The organism is Actinomyces dentalis DSM 19115 (assembly GCF_000429225.1).
GTDB classification, from domain to species: Bacteria; Actinomycetota; Actinomycetes; order Actinomycetales; family Actinomycetaceae; genus Actinomyces; species Actinomyces dentalis.
Window position 1 is genome coordinate 1 of the sequence record NZ_AUBL01000047.1, and the last position, 15,459, is coordinate 15,459.

The 15,459-nt window shown below is 75.0% G+C and carries 16 protein-coding genes; 8 read left to right on the forward strand and 8 right to left on the reverse strand.

Going from position 1 to position 15,459, the window contains the following annotated elements; translation table 11 throughout:
* The first annotated feature begins 47 nt into the window (after positions 1 to 47).
* Positions 48 to 773 (forward strand): pentapeptide repeat-containing protein, encoded by a 726-nt coding sequence (locus tag G446_RS0110525; RefSeq protein WP_026410116.1) that lies wholly within the window; start codon positions 48 to 50, stop codon positions 771 to 773.
* 651 nt (positions 774 to 1,424) lie between these two features.
* On the forward strand, positions 1,425 to 1,901 hold the full coding sequence (locus G446_RS0110530) for a S1 domain-containing protein (RefSeq protein WP_156916620.1): 477 nt from the start codon (positions 1,425 to 1,427) through the stop codon (positions 1,899 to 1,901).
* A 258-nt stretch (positions 1,902 to 2,159) separates the two neighbouring features.
* Here the strand turns inward: G446_RS0110530 and G446_RS0110535 are convergent, their stop codons facing one another.
* Positions 2,160 to 3,107 (reverse strand): quinone oxidoreductase family protein, encoded by a 948-nt coding sequence (locus tag G446_RS0110535; protein WP_026410119.1) that lies wholly within the window; start codon positions 3,105 to 3,107, stop codon positions 2,160 to 2,162.
* Between the two features lies 1 nt (position 3,108).
* Positions 3,109 to 3,708, reverse strand: a complete 600-nt coding sequence (locus G446_RS17385; protein WP_156916621.1) for an HXXEE domain-containing protein — start codon at positions 3,706 to 3,708, stop codon at positions 3,109 to 3,111.
* 109 nt (positions 3,709 to 3,817) lie between these two features.
* Between G446_RS17385 and G446_RS17390 the strand changes: the two genes are divergently transcribed.
* Complete coding sequence (locus tag G446_RS17390) at positions 3,818 to 4,465, forward strand: TetR/AcrR family transcriptional regulator (protein ID WP_051285920.1); 648 nt, start codon at positions 3,818 to 3,820, stop codon at positions 4,463 to 4,465.
* 86 nt (positions 4,466 to 4,551) lie between these two features.
* Here G446_RS17390 and G446_RS0110550 read toward each other — a convergent pair whose 3' ends face one another.
* Both G446_RS0110550 and G446_RS0110555 read right to left on the reverse strand, forming a co-directional pair.
* Positions 4,552 to 5,076: an O-acetyl-ADP-ribose deacetylase gene (locus G446_RS0110550; RefSeq protein WP_026410120.1), complete on the reverse strand. Its 525-nt coding sequence runs from the start codon at positions 5,074 to 5,076 to the stop codon at positions 4,552 to 4,554.
* 70 nt (positions 5,077 to 5,146) lie between these two features.
* On the reverse strand, positions 5,147 to 6,457 hold the full coding sequence (locus G446_RS0110555) for an anaerobic C4-dicarboxylate transporter family protein (RefSeq protein ID WP_026410121.1): 1,311 nt from the start codon (positions 6,455 to 6,457) through the stop codon (positions 5,147 to 5,149).
* A 179-nt stretch (positions 6,458 to 6,636) separates the two neighbouring features.
* Here G446_RS0110555 and G446_RS0110560 point away from each other — a divergent pair, with 179 nt between their 5' ends.
* On the forward strand, positions 6,637 to 7,506 hold the full coding sequence (locus tag G446_RS0110560; protein WP_051285921.1) for an HAD-IIB family hydrolase: 870 nt from the start codon (positions 6,637 to 6,639) through the stop codon (positions 7,504 to 7,506).
* A gap of 22 nt (positions 7,507 to 7,528) precedes the next feature.
* Here G446_RS0110560 and G446_RS17395 read toward each other — a convergent pair whose 3' ends face one another.
* Genes G446_RS17395 through zwf form a run of 4 tightly spaced genes read right to left on the reverse strand, consistent with a single transcriptional unit; the run spans position 7,529 to position 11,485 of the window.
* Positions 7,529 to 7,981: an Hsp15 family ribosome-associated heat shock protein gene (locus G446_RS17395; RefSeq protein WP_034470133.1), complete on the reverse strand. Its 453-nt coding sequence runs from the start codon at positions 7,979 to 7,981 to the stop codon at positions 7,529 to 7,531.
* A gap of 10 nt (positions 7,982 to 7,991) precedes the next feature.
* A complete protein-coding gene (locus tag G446_RS17400) occupies positions 7,992 to 9,005 on the reverse strand; it encodes an HNH endonuclease family protein (protein ID WP_051285922.1) in 1,014 nt (337 codons plus the stop codon).
* A gap of 6 nt (positions 9,006 to 9,011) precedes the next feature.
* Positions 9,012 to 9,992 carry a glucose-6-phosphate dehydrogenase assembly protein OpcA gene (locus G446_RS0110575; RefSeq protein WP_026410123.1) on the reverse strand — a complete coding sequence of 327 codons (981 nt, stop codon included), beginning with the start codon at positions 9,990 to 9,992 and terminating at the stop codon, positions 9,012 to 9,014.
* On the reverse strand, positions 9,989 to 11,485 hold the full coding sequence (gene zwf, locus G446_RS0110580) for a glucose-6-phosphate dehydrogenase (RefSeq protein WP_245574670.1): 1,497 nt from the start codon (positions 11,483 to 11,485) through the stop codon (positions 9,989 to 9,991). The genes G446_RS0110575 and zwf overlap by 4 nt, the downstream gene beginning before the upstream one ends.
* Before the next feature lie 280 nt (positions 11,486 to 11,765).
* On the opposite strand from zwf, the gene gndA reads away from it, so the two are divergent.
* The 4 genes from gndA (at position 11,766) to G446_RS0110600 (ending at position 15,170) form a co-directional block, all read left to right on the forward strand.
* A complete protein-coding gene (gene gndA, locus G446_RS0110585) occupies positions 11,766 to 13,250 on the forward strand; it encodes an NADP-dependent phosphogluconate dehydrogenase (protein ID WP_026410125.1) in 1,485 nt (494 codons plus the stop codon).
* 189 nt (positions 13,251 to 13,439) lie between these two features.
* Positions 13,440 to 13,883: an FHA domain-containing protein gene (locus G446_RS0110590; protein WP_026410126.1), complete on the forward strand. Its 444-nt coding sequence runs from the start codon at positions 13,440 to 13,442 to the stop codon at positions 13,881 to 13,883.
* A gap of 86 nt (positions 13,884 to 13,969) precedes the next feature.
* Complete coding sequence (gene ftsR, locus G446_RS0110595) at positions 13,970 to 14,617, forward strand: transcriptional regulator FtsR (protein ID WP_026410127.1); 648 nt, start codon at positions 13,970 to 13,972, stop codon at positions 14,615 to 14,617.
* Between the two features lie 79 nt (positions 14,618 to 14,696).
* On the forward strand, positions 14,697 to 15,170 hold the full coding sequence (locus G446_RS0110600; protein ID WP_026410128.1) for a bifunctional nuclease domain-containing protein: 474 nt from the start codon (positions 14,697 to 14,699) through the stop codon (positions 15,168 to 15,170).
* Positions 15,171 to 15,459 lie beyond the last annotated feature (289 nt).

Sequence of the window (15,459 nt, forward strand, 5' to 3'; positions counted from 1 at the left end):
TGGGTCGTGGGGTCGTGCCGGTGATTGGAATTCGGAGGGGTGCTGTCATGGAGGTCGTTGAGTTGCCCAACGGGCTCGGGTCGAAGCTGAGGGCCGTCGAGGGGCTGGTGGTGGGTGAGGACTGGTCGGGCACGGGGGTCGAGCGCTTCGGCACGACGAGCACGCGTTTCGAGCGCTGCCGGTTCGAGCGGATGAGGGTCGGGCAGTTCACCGCCGGCGGGGCGGGTCGGTTCGCCGAGTTCGTCGACTGCTCCTTCGACCGGTCGCACCTGTCCTTCAGCCCCGCCGGACGGACCAGGTTCGTGCGCTGTTCGTTCCGCCGGGCACGGCTGGTGGACTTCCGCGTCAACCCCGTGGACCTGATCGACTGCGACTTCACGGGCGCCGATGTGCGCCGGAGCATCTTCTGGGGCGGGCTGGACGACTACAAGCGCAGGAGGGAGCCCGATCTCAGGGTCCGCAACGATATCCGGGGCAACGACTTCTCCGGGGCGACCCTGGTGGACACCTCCTTCCGGCGGGGCGTGGACCTGACGCTCCAGCGCCTTCCCGCCGGCGAGGACTGCGCACTGGCCCTGGACGGGGCCGCCGCCCTGGACCGGGTGCGGGCACTGGTCGACACCTGGGACCGGGAGAACCGCCGGGACGCCCTGGACTGGGTCGAGATCTGGCGGAGCGACCTCGACGGCGGCCAGGAGCACCTGTTCGTCTGCCGCCCCAGGATGAAGGATCTCGCCGACTGGCCCGCCATCAGGAGAGCCATCAACAACTAGCCGTGCGCCATCGATGGCCGCGAGATCGGGGCGTATCAATACCGCTCCTGCCGCCGCCCGCCCCCGTCGCGGAGTATCGGGCGGCCGCCCCGAATCTCCCGGGATGGACGGGGATGGGTCTAATGAGCCCTTCTCACCAGGAAGACCCCCGAACTGGCCAGGATCGGAGTGATAACGCGGGAGGACCCCGGGACGACGCGGGGCGGTTCAACACCCGCGCCCACCCATCCTTCCCGCACCATCGCGCCGATCCCCGCTCCGAGCCGCCGGTTCTGGTGAGAAAGACTCGATCTTCCGGGAACGGCAGTGTGGCGATCCGAATCAGCACATTGAAGGGGGATGGGCGAGCGCGGTGCGGGCGTGCCGCGCGGGATCGCCCCGTATCCTCCATATCACCGTAGCAATCCCGACTCCACACCGGGGTCCTCGCCGGTGAGAAAAACTCATCTCCATAATGACCTTCCACAACCGGGTCGCGTCCGCCTGAATATGGAGTTATACTGCCCTCGTTTATAGGCGTCTAGAAGCGGAAGCGGGTATGGAACGGGTATGGGAGAGATACGGTTGGGTCCGATCGAGTGGGGCGTCGTGACGGCTCATCACCCCTGGGGTCTGGGTGTGCGTTTGGAGGAGTCCGGCGATGAGGGGGTCATGGTTCTGACCTCCATTCACGACGACCCGCGATACTGCGACTCGGAGTACTGGCCCGACGTGGGGGCGCGCATCCGGGTGCGCAGGTACATTTACAGGTCCCCCAATGACGAGGTGCGCCTGACCAGTTGCGAGAGCGCCATGGAGGGCCTGGTGGGCGGGTACGACCCGCCGCGCCAGTACCCGCCCCCGGAGGGGTCCGGGCCGGCCCAGGAGGGGACGGTCGTCGCCCACCGCGACTGGGGCGTGGAGGTGCGCCTGGACTCCGGGCAGATCGGACAGCTGAGGGACACGCTCATGCAGGAGAGTTTCGATCCCGTCCCCGAAGAGCATTGGCCCGGGATCGGCGAGCGGGTCCGCGTTCGGCCCCTGGGCCTCTGGCCCGACGGCGGCCTGCGACTGAGCGGCAGACCCCGCTTCGTCGACCGGCCACCCGACCCGCCTTGGATCTCCCCGCGCGCAACGGAGGACGCGTAACCCACCGCGGTGCTGGTGGTAGTCGCTCTCGGCGGCGGGCGGCTGTTCGTCGGGGATTGGCGCGGTGGTGGGCGGGCGCGGTTGCACCGGCTCGCCCACTGGGCGGTTGCGGCTCCGGGACCGGCTGGCATCGGCACGGGAGGATCCACAACAACACAGGGCGACAAGACCCCGCGCGCCGCCCCCGTCACCACGCCGATCCGGACCCGGTGTCCGGAGAACGAGCATCCGGAGCCGCGGCGGGGACCGGGCCCCGGGTCACGGCATCCGCCGGTGGTCGATGATGCGCGCGCCGCGGGTGGGGCCCGCGCCGAGCTCGGCGTGGGCGCGACCGACCTCGCCGACCCCGTAGCGCCTCCCGACGACGGGCACGAGGTCCCCGCCCGCGATCCGGCGCGCCAGCCACCGCAGGTCCCCGCTGGCGTGGCCCGCCGCGATCGGGATGCTCCGCACGCCCGCGCGCACGGCCCGCACAACCGACCCGGGCCAGGCCCCGCCGTCGGTCAGCGCCGCCCGGCCGCCCCGGCGCACGGCGTTGAACCAGTCCGAGGGCCTGCCGGCGGCCACGACCATCCCGTCGTAGCGGCGGGAGGCGCGCAACTGCGCCGCCTCCTCGCCCCGGTAGTCGTAGGCCTCGTCGGCGCCGAGCCCCAGGCACTCCTCCAGCGCCGCGCTCCCCGCCACGGTGTCGACCACAGCCCCGGCGCCCCGGGCGATCTGGATCGCCGCGAGCCCCACCGGCCCGCCGGCGCCCACGACGAGCACGCGCTCCCCGCGCCGGGGCCGCAGGCCGTCGCGCACCGCGCGCAGGGCGGTCAGGCCGCCCAGGACCAGGGCGCAGTCCTCGACCCGCGGCTCGTATCCGGCCGGGAACGCCCCGCAGCGCGAGGGCTCCACCGCGAGCAGCTCGACGGTGGTTCCGCGGCCGCGCAGCGGCTCGAGCCCCAGGACCACCGCGACCCGGTCGCCCGGCCGGATCGCCCCGGCGCGGCCCTGAACGACCTCGCCGATCGCGTCGAAGCCGGTCTGCTTGGGGAAGGTCGGGCCGTGCGGGAGCCGGCCGCGGCGGTAGAGCGCGTCGATGCGGCTGACGCCGCTGGCCAGGGTGCGCACGAGGACCTGGCCGTCGCGCGGACTCGGCGCCGCGATCTCCTCGACCCGCAGCACCTCGGGTCCGCCGCTGCGGTGGTACTGGACGGCCCACATCTCACCGGCCCCCCTCGTCGCGGGCGGCGTCGGCGCGCCCGTCGGATCCGTTCGAGCCGTCCGCCTCACTCGAACCGGCCGACTCGCCAGCCGCGTCCGCCCGATCCAGCAACCGGGCGATGACCTCGGCCCCGGCGTGGGCGGCCACGAGCACCGGCAGGGTCGCGGCCATGCCCGCTGCGCTCACACGACGGGGAACACCCTCCTCGCGCAGCACCCGCAGCGCCCAGACGCCGTGGCCGATGACCAGGGGAGCGGTCACCGCCCCGCAGACGTAGCCGCGCCGGAGCAGGCACAGCCCCAGGTGGCCGAAGCCGTGCAGGGTCCAGGCGGCCAGCGCGTTCTGGAACCACGCCGAGCGTCCGCCGCTGCGCAGGCCCGCGAGCGCCGCCCCCACCCAGTTGAGGCCCATGAGCCCGACGCCGATGTTGATGTGGCGCTGGCTCCAGCCGTGCTCGCGCAGTCCGGCGGGCAGCGCCACGCCCTCGGGCAGACGGCCGAGGGCCCAGCGGGAGGACTCCCGGTAGGTGAGCAGTTCCTCGCCGTCGTGGACGAGGTAGCACAGGGCGAGTCCTCCGGCGGCCAGGTCGATCTTGTTCACGGGTCCTCCCGAGCAGTTCCGCTACCAATGGTTGCGCAACTCATGGTAGCGGAAACCGGTGCGCTTTGGAAGAATCGCCCCGGTACCGCCGGCCGAGGAGGAGAACGAGGTGCCCGCTTCACGCCGCTCCCGGGGCGGGCGCCCCCGCGACGCCTCGCTGGACGCGAGGATCCTGTCCGAGACCTGCGCGCTCCTGGCCGCCCGCGGCTTCCGGGGCCTGCGCATCGACGAGGTCGCCCGCCGTGCGGGCGTGCCCAAGTCGACCATCTACCGCCGCTGGCCCTCTCTGGCCGAGCTCGCCGTCGACGCCGTGGACGCGGCCCTGGGCCCGCGCGAGCGCCCTCCGGGCGACGACCCCCTGGCGGACCTGAGCGCCTTCGTCGTGCGCGCCCACGCCTGCTTCGCCGCCTCGCCGCTGGCCGCCTCCCTCCCGCAGCTGGCCGCCGAGCTCGCGGCGCACCCGCAGGCGGCCGAGGCCTACCGCGAGCGCGTCATCGCCCCGCTGCGCAACGGGGCGATCGACGCCGTCGGGCGCGCCCTTGAGGCGGGGCGGTGGCCCGGGCCGGACCCGGCCACGAGCGTGGACATGATGCTGGGCGCGGTGGCCTACCGGTACACCTACCTGGGTCACACCGCGGACCTGGACGAGGCCTTCGCCATCGCCGAGGCCGTGGCCCGCCGCCCCCTGCCCCGGCCCGAGCCCGGGGGCGAGGCCGGGGACGAGGGTGGGGGCGGGGCCGCGGGGGCGGGGGCCTGAGCCGCTCGGGCGGCCGTTCGGGCCGCCCGAGCGGCCTGGCCGACGTCCGGTCCCCGCGCGTCCGGTCCCCCGCCCGCCCGCCGGCGTCAGGAGTCCAGCTCGGCCCGGAACGCCGCCAGGAGCCGGTCGTCGAACAGGACGAAGCGGATGAGTTCCAGGCCGGCGCAGCGCTCGGATCCGGCGGCGGCGCGGGCGGCCGCCGCGGCGAGGCGGGCGACCTCGTCCCCGTCCCAGCCGTAGACGCCCGCCGAGATCGCCGGCAGGGACACGCTGCGGCAGCCCAGGTCGGCGGCCAGGCCGATGGAGGAGGCGAAGGCGGAGCGGAGCAGCTCGGGGTCGGTCTGTCCGGCGTGCCGGTTGGGGCCGACCGTGTGGATGACCCACCGGCACGGCAGGTCGAAGGCGGGGGTGGACACCGCCCGCCCCACGGGCAGGCCGTCGGGCAGCGCGGTGCGGCGCAGCTCCCGGCAGGCCTCGAGCAGCCGCGGGCCGGCCGCCCGGTGGATGGCGCCGTCGACGCCGCCCCCGCCGAGCAGGCCGGAGTTGGCGGCGTTGACGATCGCGTCGGTGCTCTGGCGCGTGATGTCCCCGCGGACCGCCTCGATGATCATGGGACCCATCATGCCCCGCCCGCCCCCGGACCGGGGCGCTTTCCGGAGCCCGGACCGGGCGGAGCCGTCCTTACACGAGGAAGTGGGCCATGAGGAAGCCCAGGGCCACGCACACGATGATCGACGCGGTTCCCGGCAGGATGAACGGGTGGGCGAGGACGAACCTGCCCACGCGGGTCGAGCCGGTGTCGTCCATCTCCATGGCGGCGACCGTCGTCGGGTAGTTGGGCAGCAGGTAGTAGTTGGCGACGGCGGGGTAGCTGGCCACCAGCGCCCCCGAGGGCAGGCCGAGGGTCACCATGAGGGGCATGAAGGCCTTGGTGGTGGCGGCGTGGGAGAACATGAGCGGCGCCGTGAGGTAGAAGAACACCGCGACCAGCCAGGGCGCCGCCCGGAGCGGGTCGGACAGGGCGCTGGAGATCTGCTCCTCGTAGTGGTTGACGAAGGCGTTGCCGAGCCAGGCCAGGCCCATGATGCACACGGCGGCCGTCATGCCGGCGCGGAAGGTGTCCTGGCCGGTGATCGACGCCGTGGGCTTGCGGGCGATGAGGCAGATGACGGCGGCGGCGGTCATCATGATGACCATGATGGCCAGCTCCGGCTTCATCGGCGGGTTGGAGATGAGGCCGAGCTCCTCGGAGGCCAGCACCGCGTAGGTGACGACCAGGACGAGGGAGGCGAGGAAGACGAGCAGGCCCGGCACCGCGCTGCGGGCGGGCCGGTAGTCGGCCGCGATCGCGGCGCTGGGCTTGACCCTGCCCTCGGCCAGGCGCTGCTGGTAGACCGGGTCGTCCTCCAGCTCGCAGCCCTGGTGCGCGGCGACGACGGCGCCCACCGCCAGGCCGATGAAGGTCGTGGGGATGACGATGGCCAGGCAGGTCAGGTAGCCCACGCCCCGGGGCTCCATCGCCGAGACGAGCGCGGCCATGGCCGCCGAGATGGGGGAGGCGGCCACGCCGACCTGCGAGGCGACCACCGCGATGGACAGCGGCCGGGAGGGGCGGATGCCGTGCTCCTTGGACACGTCGACGATGACGGGGATGATCGAGTAGGCGGTGTGCCCGGTGCCGCACATGACCGCCATGAGGAAGGTGACGAGGGGGGCGAGGTAGGTGATCTGCCCGGGGTGCTTGCGCAGCAGCACCTCGGTGAGATGGACCAGGTGGTCCATGGAGCCGGCCGCCTGGAGGGCGGCGACGGTGCAGATCACGGCCATGATGATGCCCACGACCTCCCAGGGGAGGTCCTTGAACTCGGTGGGCACGCCGGTGGCGGCCAGGACGATGACGCCGGCCGCCCCGGCCAGTCCGACGCCGATGCCGCCCAGGCGGGCGCCGATGACGATGAAGATGAGGACGACGAGCAGGTGGAACCAGATCAAGGGGGACTCCCTCCGTTGACGGGGCAGCCGTTGCCCCGGGGCCGGTGCGCCCCCGTGCCGGGTGCGCGGTTCCAGGGGCGGGGCCGGAGAGCAGGGGCGCGGACCTGACGTCGTGTCGCCCGCCCCGTGAGACGTCTTCCGGGGGCGCGGGGGAGGGCCCGCTCTGGGAGGATGGGCCCATGATCCCCCCGACCGGCGCCCGCCCCGCCCCCACGCCCCCCGAACTGCTGCCGGAGGCGGTCGATCTGCGCCTGGCCGTGACCGACATGGACGGCACCCTCCTGGACGGGCGCGGGCGCGTGCCCGCGGACCTGGGGGAGGTGGTGGCGCGCATGGGCGAGCGCGGCGTCCTGTTCGCCCCCGCCTCGGGCCGCCAGCTGGGCAATCTGCGCCGGGTGCTGGGCCCCCTGGCCGACGGCGCCCTCCTCATCGCCGAGAACGGCGCCTGCGCCGTGCTGGGCGATGAGGAGATCCACTGCGACGTCCTGGGCCGCGACGCCGCCGCGCAGGTCGTCGGCGCGGTGCGCGAGCTGGCCGGGGCCGGCCGCGACGTCGGCGCGGTCCTGGCCTGCAGGCGCATGGCGCGCATCGAGCGCCGCGACGCCCCCTTCGTCGAGCAGGCCGCCACGTACTACGCGCAGCTGGAGATCGTGGACGACCTGCTCGCCGCCCCGCTCGACGACGCCCTCAAGATCGCCGTCTACGACTTCGACGACGCCGAGTCCGGCTCCGCGCCGCCCCTCATGGCGTCCCTGCCCGGCCTCCAGGTCGTGGTCTCGGGCAGGCACTGGATCGACATCATGTCGGCCCTGACCTCCAAGGGCCGGGCGCTGGCGGCGGCCCAGGCCCGCCTGGGCATCGCCCCCGCCCAGACGGCGGTCTTCGGCGACTACCTCAACGACCTGGAGCTCTACGACCGGGCCGAGCTGTCCTTCGCCATGGCCAACGCCCACCCGCGCGTCCTGGCCCGGGCCCGCTACATCGCCCCCGCCAACGACGAAGGCGGGGTGACGCGCACGCTGCGCGCCCTGCTGGAGCGAATGGGCTGAGGGGCGCGGCGGGGCGGCGGTGTCAGTCCTCGTCGAGGATGCGCTCGATGTCGACGGCGGGCCCGGCGGCGCGCAGGGCGTCCAGGGCGCGCCGCTCCTTCTTGGTGGGCCGCCCGGCGCCCCGGTCGCGGATGATCGCGGCGGGGGCGTCGAGGGGGGCCGGTCGCGGCGCCGAGAGGTCCTCGTAGGCCTGCCGGGCGACGGGGGCGCCGACGCGCTTGAGCAGGATGCGCCGCACCACCAGGCGCCGGTCGAAGCCGTCGACGCGGTAGCGGATCTCGTCGCCCACGGCGATGCGCTGGGCCGGTTTGGCGGGCTCGCCGTTGACCCGCACGTGCCCCGCCCGGCACGCGGCGGTGGCCGCCGAGCGCGTCCTGGCCTGGCGCACGCTCCACAGCCACACGTCCACGCGCGCCGAGGCCGGGCCGGGCCCGGCAGCGTCCGCCCGCGCCCTCCCGGCGCCGCCTCGCGTCATGGGGCGCATCCTACCGGCGCGGGCGGCGCCGGCCCGACCGGCCGCGCGGGCCGGCCCGGCGCGACCCGGAGCCGTGCGAGCCGACCAGGCCGCGCAGCGCGCGCCGCCCCCACGCCGTGCTCCCGCCGCCGAGCAGGGCCAGGCCCACGACGCACACCAGGGCCAGGACGGGCCGGTCCGCCAGGGCGTCCCAGACGCCCGCGATCAGGTCCGAGCCCCACTCGCTCAGCGAGGACGGGCCGCCGGCCGCGCAGTCGGTCAGCGCGGTGCGCAGGGCCCGGCGGTCGGCGTCGGGCAGGCCGAGCCGGTAGGCGGCGGCCACGCTCACGAAGCGCGCGGCGTAGTCGCACCGGAACTTGTCCGACGGCGGCCACCAGCCCTTGCCGCCGTCGGGGCGCCACGAGCCGGACTCCGTCGAGCCCGTGGGGCAGGTGGCCGGGCCGCAGGCGCCCTTGCTCTCATTGGCCCGCCCGTCCACGGCCAGCAGGTTGAGCGGGTCGTTGGCGGCCAGCAGCCGGGTGCGCGCGTCCCACTCCCAGGCGCCGTGGGCGTAGAGGTAGCTCAGCGGTATGACGTGGTCGATCTGGACGGCGGTGGAGGTGGCCGGGCCCCGCTGGAAGTCGATGCGCCTGCCCGTGTAGGGGTCGTCGAGCACCCCGGACCACACGGTGGCGTCGGGGCAGCCGGGGGCGCCCTGGCCCGCGCCGGCCTCGCGCCCCTGGAGGCCCGGCCGGCGGGAGTAGTCCGCCTGCTTCAGGTCGCGCCCCAGGATCTCGTTGCGGGTGTCGCACCCGTCGCCGTCGACGTCCTCCCAGGCCTGGCCGAACCAGCCCTCGCGGCCCCCGCCCGCGCCCCAGGACCGGGCGGCGGGGGAGTCGGCGGGCAGGGAGTCCAGGGCCTGCAGGGCCTGGCGGGCGGACATGGTCATGCTCGCCCGGTCGTCCCACGCCGGGCCGGGGGTGGCGGCCCGCGCCGGAACCGCGCAGACCAGGACCAGGGCCAGGGCGATCAGTCGTCTGAGCACGCCGGATCAGTCCCGGGGGTGCGCCACGCGGCAGCCGTGGTCGGCGGCGAAGGCCGTCAGGACCTCCTGGTAGACCAGGTCCGGGCTGAGCCGGCGCAGCTCCTCGTTCAGGGTCGTCACCGGCTCGCGGCGCGGCATGGTGACCACCTGCGGCCGCGAGCCGTCGGGGCGGGTGATGAGCACGCGCTCGGAGTCCGTGCGCTCGATGGCGAGTTCGCCGTCGGCCGTCAGGGCGGCGATGCGGGCGATGCCGATGAAGTCCTCCACGTCGGCCCGCTCGACCGGCGCGCCCAGGCGCAGGCGCAGCCAGCGCACCATGAGGGAGAGCGAGGCGTTGGCCCGCTGCCCGGCCACGACCATGGACCTGACGCCCCCGGCGCGCAGCACCGGGTCGAGGGTGGAGGCGACGATGGCCCGCCACAGGGTGATGCGGGTCCAGGCCAGGTCGATGTCCCCGCGCTCGAAGCCGGGCGCCAGGGCGGCCAGGGCCGCCGAGGGGTCCGGCTGGGAGGGGGTGTTGGTGATGCGGGTCGAGGCCAGGCGGCCCAGGGGGTCGGCGGCGGGCACGGGCGGGGGCGCCGCCGGCCACCACGCCACCACCGGCACGTCGGGCAGCAGGAAGGGCACCACCAGGGTGTCGGTGTGCTCGGCGGCCACCCCCCAGGGTCGCAGCACGAGGGTCTCCCCGGCCCCGGCGTCGTGCCCGACGCGGATCTCGGCGTCCAGGTGCCCGGGCACGTCGGCCCTCACGTGCCCGTCGCGCGAGCGCGGGCCGGGCGGGCCGTCGTCCTGGGGCGGGGCGACGACGGCGATGATGCGGCAGGGGTGGTCCAGGGAGGCGCCGTGGGCGGCCTCCAGCGCCGCCTCCAGGCCGGCGCCGTCGGTGCCGATGACCAGGGTGAGCACCCGCGAGCCCCCGGCGCCCTCGGCGGCCAGCAGCCCGGAGACGATGCGCTCCGTCGTCGTCGCGGTCAGTGCGGTGATCATGAGCGCCTCCAGGTGCGGGCGTCGCGGGCGAGCAGGTCGCGGGCCCCCTCCGGCCCCCAGGAGCCGGGCCGGTACTCCTGCGGCCGGCCGGCCCCGGCCCAGTGCTCGATGACCGGGTCGAGGATCCTCCAGGACAGGTCCACCTCCCGCCGGTGGGGGAAGAGCGGGGCGTCGCCCAGGAGGGCGTCGAGGATGAGGCGCTCGTAGGCCTCCGGGGAGTCCTCGTTGAAGGAGGCGCCGTAGCCGAAGTCCATGCGCACGTCGCGCAGCTCCAGGTGCGTGCCGGGGACCTTGGAGGCCAGGCGCATGGTGATGCCCTCGTCGGGCTGGATGCGCACGACGATCGTGTTGGCCCCCACCCCGGCCGTGGCCGCGTCCTCGAAGGGCAGGAAGGGCGGCTGCTTGAACACGACGGCGACCTCGGTGACGCGCCTCGCCAGGCGCTTGCCCGCGCGCAGGTAGAAGGGCACCCCCGCCCACCGCCGGTTGGCGATCTCCAGGCGCAGGGCCGCGTAGGTCTCGGTGCGCGAGTCGGGGGCGACGCCGTCCTCCTCCAGGTAGCCCCTCACGGGCACGCCGCCCTGGAAGCCGGCTCCGTAGCGGCCCCGGGCCGTGGTGGCGTCCAGGTCGAGCGCCCCGGCCCGCTCCAGGCGCACGCAGTCCAGGACCTTCTCCTTCTCGGCGCGCACCGCCGCGGCGCCCATGGAGCTGGGCTCCTCCATGGCGGTCAGCGCCAGGAGCTGGAGGAGGTGGTTCTGGATGACGTCGCGCCCCGCGCCGATGGTGTCGTAGTAGCCGGCGCGCGAGCCGATCCCGATGTCCTCGGCCATGGTGATCTGCACGTGGTCGACGTAGCGCTGGTTCCACAGCGGCTCGAAGATCGTGTTGGCGAAGCGCAGGGCGAGGATGTTCTGGACCGTCTCCTTGCCCAGGTAGTGGTCGACGCGGAAGACGTCGTCGGGGCGCACGATCCGCCCCACCAGGGCGTCCAGCTCGGCCGCGCTGGCCCGGTCGTGGCCGAAGGGCTTCTCGATGACCACGCGCCGCCAGGCCCCCGGGGACTCGTCGACCAGTCCGGAGGCGGCGATGCGCTCGGTGACGGCCGGGAACCAGCCGGGCGGGATCGACAGGTAGAAGGCGCGGTTGCCGCCCGTGCCGCGGGTGGCGTCGAGGTCGTCCACGACCGCGGTCAGGCGCCCGTAGGCGGCGTCGTCCTCGAAGGAGGAGAAGGCGACGAAGCGCATGCCGGCGGCGAGCTGCTCCCAGATGGCCGGGTGCCACGCGGTGCGGGCGCGGGCGCGCACGGCGGTGCGCACGTAGTCGCGCAGGTCCTCGTCGTCCCAGTCGCGCCGCCCCACGCCCACCAGGCAGAAGCTGGGGGAGAGCAGTCCGCGGTTGGCCAGGTCGTAGACGGCCGGGAGCAGCTTGCTGCGGGCCAGGTCGCCGGTGATGCCGAACATGACCAGCACGCAGGGGTCGGCGACGCGGGGCATGCGCAGATCCCGGGAGTCCAGCAGTGGGTTCGCGGCGGGGCCCGGCGTGCGGGTCGGCCGCGGCGCGTCAGATGTGTCCACGGGTGCCTTCCGTAGGGTTCGGCTCGCCCCGGCGGGGGCGCACGGGGCAACTGTACGCACCCGCGCGGCCCCGCCGCCGGGAACCGGCCGCGCCCGTCGCCGGCTCGTGCCCGGCGGCGGGGCGCGGTAGTCTGCCCAGCGGCGCCGCGCGCCGCCGCCGGCGCCCACCGCCATCGAACCCGCGGAGAAGGGCACTTGAATGACCACCAGTGACGCGACCGACTTCGCCCCCGCGCCCGGATCGGCCGACATCGGCGTGTACGGCCTGGGCGTCATGGGCGCCAACCTCGCCCGCAACCTGGCCCGCCACGGGCACTCGGTGGCCGTGTTCAACCGCACCCCGGCGCGCACGCGCCGGCTCATGGAGCGCCACGCCGACGAGGGCCACTTCGTGCCCGCGACCCGGCCGGCCGACTTCGTGGCCAGCCTGCGCCGCCCGCGCGCGGTCATCGTCATGGTCCAGGCGGGGGCCGCCACCGAGGCGGTCATCGACCAGCTGCGCGCCCTGCTCGAGCCCGGCGACATCATCGTCGACGCCGGCAACACCTTCTACCGCGACACCCAGCGCCGCGAGGCGGCCCTGCGCGGGAGCGGCATCCACTTCGTGGGCATGGGCGTGTCCGGGGGGGAGGAGGGGGCGCTGCTGGGCCCCTCGATCATGCCCGGCGGCACCGCGGAGTCCTACCGGCGCCTGGGCCCCATGCTCGAGTCCATCTCCGCCCACGTCGACGGCGAGCCCTGCTGCGCGCACGTGGGCCCCGACGGCGCCGGCCACTTCGTCAAGATGGTCCACAACGGCATCGAGTACGCCGACATGCAGCTCATCGCCGAGGCCTACGACCTGCTGCGGCGCGTCGCGGGGCTGGACGTGGCGCGCATCGCCGAGGTCTTCCGCTCCTGGAGGGACTCCGAGCTCGACTCCTACCTCATCGACGTCACCGCCGAGGTCCTGGGGCGCACCGACCCGGCCACCGGCCGGCCCTTCGTCGACGTCGTCGTCGACGAGGCCGGGCAGAAGGGCACGGGCGCGTGGACCGCGCAGACCGCCCTGGAGCTGGGCGTGGCCGCGCCCGCCATCGCCGAGGCGGTCTTCGCGCGGGCCGCCTCGTCGGCCCCGGCCGTGCGCGCCGCCGTGCGCGGCGCCGACCTGGACGGGGCCGGGGCGCCGCCCGCCCTCCCCGGGGGGGCCGGGGCCTTCGCCGCCTCGGTCCGCCGGGCGCTGTACGGCTCCAAGATCGCCGCCTACGCCCAGGGCTTCGACCTCATCGCCACCGCCGGCGCCGACAACGGCTGGGACGTGGACCTGGGCGCCATGGCCCGCATCTGGCGGGGCGGGTGCATCATCCGCGCCCGCTTCCTGGACGACATCGTGCGCGCCTACGGGGCCGACCCGGCGCCGGTCAGCCTCCTGACGGCCCCGGTGTTCGCCTCGGCCGTGCGCGACGCCCTGCCGGCCTGGCGCGAGGTCGTGGCCCTGGCCGCGCGCAGCGGCGTGCCCGCCCCCGCCTTCGCCTCCTCCCTGGCCTACGTCGACCAGCTGCGCGCCCCGCGCCTGCCCGCCGCCCTCATCCAGGGCCAGCGGGACTTCTTCGGCTCCCACACCTACCGCCGGGTCGACGACGCGGACGGCGTCTACCACGTCCTGTGGGCCCGGGAGGGCCGCGCCGAGGAGAAGTGGAGCTGAGGGCGGGGCGGGCCGGGCCGCCCCGCCCCGGCGGACGCGGCGCCGCGCCGCCCGGCCCGGGCGATTCGCGCCCGCCGCCGGGAACATCCTGCATTCATCGCGTGTTGTCATTGCGACGGCACGGGGCCGCAACGGTAGTGTTGGACCTACTCGTGGTGCGCAGGGCACCACCCGACCGGAGGGGACATGATGGGGAGCAATCCGATCGAAGCGGACACCACCTCGACCCAGACCTTCGGACCGCTCGACAACCGGGACGTTCAGCTCGCGGGCATGTCGCCGCAGGACCGGGCGGCGGTCGCGGCCCTACCGCCGGGCACGGCGCTGCTGCTCGTGGGCCACGGGCCGACGACGGGGGCGCGCTTCCTCCTGGACTCCGCGGAGACCACGGTGGGCCGTCACCCGCACGCGGACATCTTCCTCGACGACGTGACCGTCTCGCGCAAGCACGCGGTCTTCGTGGCCCTGCCCGGCGGCGGCTACGGCGTGCGCGACTCCGGCTCCCTCAACGGCACCTACGTCAACCGCCAGCGGGTCGAGCAGTGCGCCCTGCGCGTGGGCGACGAGGTGCAGATCGGCAAGTACCGCATGACCTACCACCCCGGCCCGCAGCGGTCCGCCGCCGCGCGGTGAGCCCCGCTGTCCGCAGGTCCTCCGACCTGCCCGAGGAGGCCCCGCCCCCCAGGCGGTGGCCGCAGGACGTCTCCCACGAGCCCCTCATGAAGATCGGGGAGGTCGTCGAGCGCCTCAAGCCCAGTTTCCCGGCGCTGTCGCTGTCCAAGGTCCGCTACCTGGAGAGCGAGGGCCTCATCAGGCCGCACCGGGTGGGCAACGGCTACCGCCAGTACTCCCAGGCGGATCTGGAGCGCCTGCGCTTCACCCTGACCGCGCAGCGCGACGAGTACCTGCCGCTGTCGGTCATACGCGAGCGCCTGCGGCGCCTGGACTGCGCCGCCGGCTCCCCGCCGCGCCCGGTGGCCCGGGTCGTCGCCTCGCACGGCCGGCTGGTGGAGGGCGGGCCGGTGGGCCTCAAGGAGCTCATGGCCCGCAGCGGCGCGACCGAGGCGCAGGTCGACGAGCTCATCTCCATCGGCCTGATCACCCCCGACGCGCGCGGGCAGTTCGACTCGCGCTGCCAGCGCGCCCTGGCCCTGGCCCTGAAGGTCCACGAGCTGGGCCTGCCCCTGCGCAACCTGAGGCTGGTGCGCTCGGCCGCCGAGCGCCAGGCCGACGTCGTCGACCAGGCGGTCGCGCACAGGCGCCGCCGCTCCGCCTCGGCGGGGGAGGAGGCGGCCTCCGAGATGGCCGGGCTGGTCACCGAGCTGTACAGCCTGCTGCTGCACCGCTCCGTGGGGTCCCTGCACTGAGATCCGCGCCGGGGACCGCCCGGGCCGCCATTCGCGGGACAGCGGGGCGCGCGGACCGTAGCCTTGGGGGGTGCGCGCGATGTGTCTGGTCGGGGTCCGCTCCACATCCCCGGACGCGGGGCTCGTGGCCATCCTCGTGGAGAGGGGCGGCCCCGGGATGCTCGCCGTGCCCGTGGGCGTGCGCGAGGGGCTGAGCCTCGCCGCGGGCGAGGTGGGGCCGGCCACGTCCTGGACCGGGCTCATGGGCCGCTGCGCGGAGGCGGCGGGAACGCGCCTGTCCCACGTGCGCCTGGACGTCGACGACGACGCGCGCCTGTGCGCCCGCGTGGTCCTGGAGCCGGCCCCGCGCCACGGGCTCGGCCCCCGCCTGCCGGTGTGCGTCGACGCCGCCCCCGGGGACGCGCTCGTCCTGGCCGGGGCCCTGGGGCTGGACATCCGGGCGAGCTCGGAGGTGCTGCGGCTGCGCGGCGTCGACCTCGGCGAGGAGCCCGCGCAGGCGCGCTTCGAGCGCTGGCGCATGGAGCTGGCCTCCGAGTTGAACGGGCGGGACTGAGACCCCGGCGCCGACCTGAGACGCATGTGATGAATGATACTCACGTGACATAAACTATGAAGTGCATCACCCCGAGTGCGGGCCAACCCCCGCCAATCGGCGTCATCGCGCCCGTCCGGGGCCGCCGGCCCGACCCGCGCCGACCCCGGGGCGACCCCGGCGGATTCGCGCACCGCCCGTTCCGCGCGCCCTTCGTTGAGCCGGGGCCCTTCCGGCCTTATCGTGGAGCAGTGCCGCCAGCACCGGCACGGCGGGCGACCCCCGCCGCCGACTCGACCGACAGGAGCGT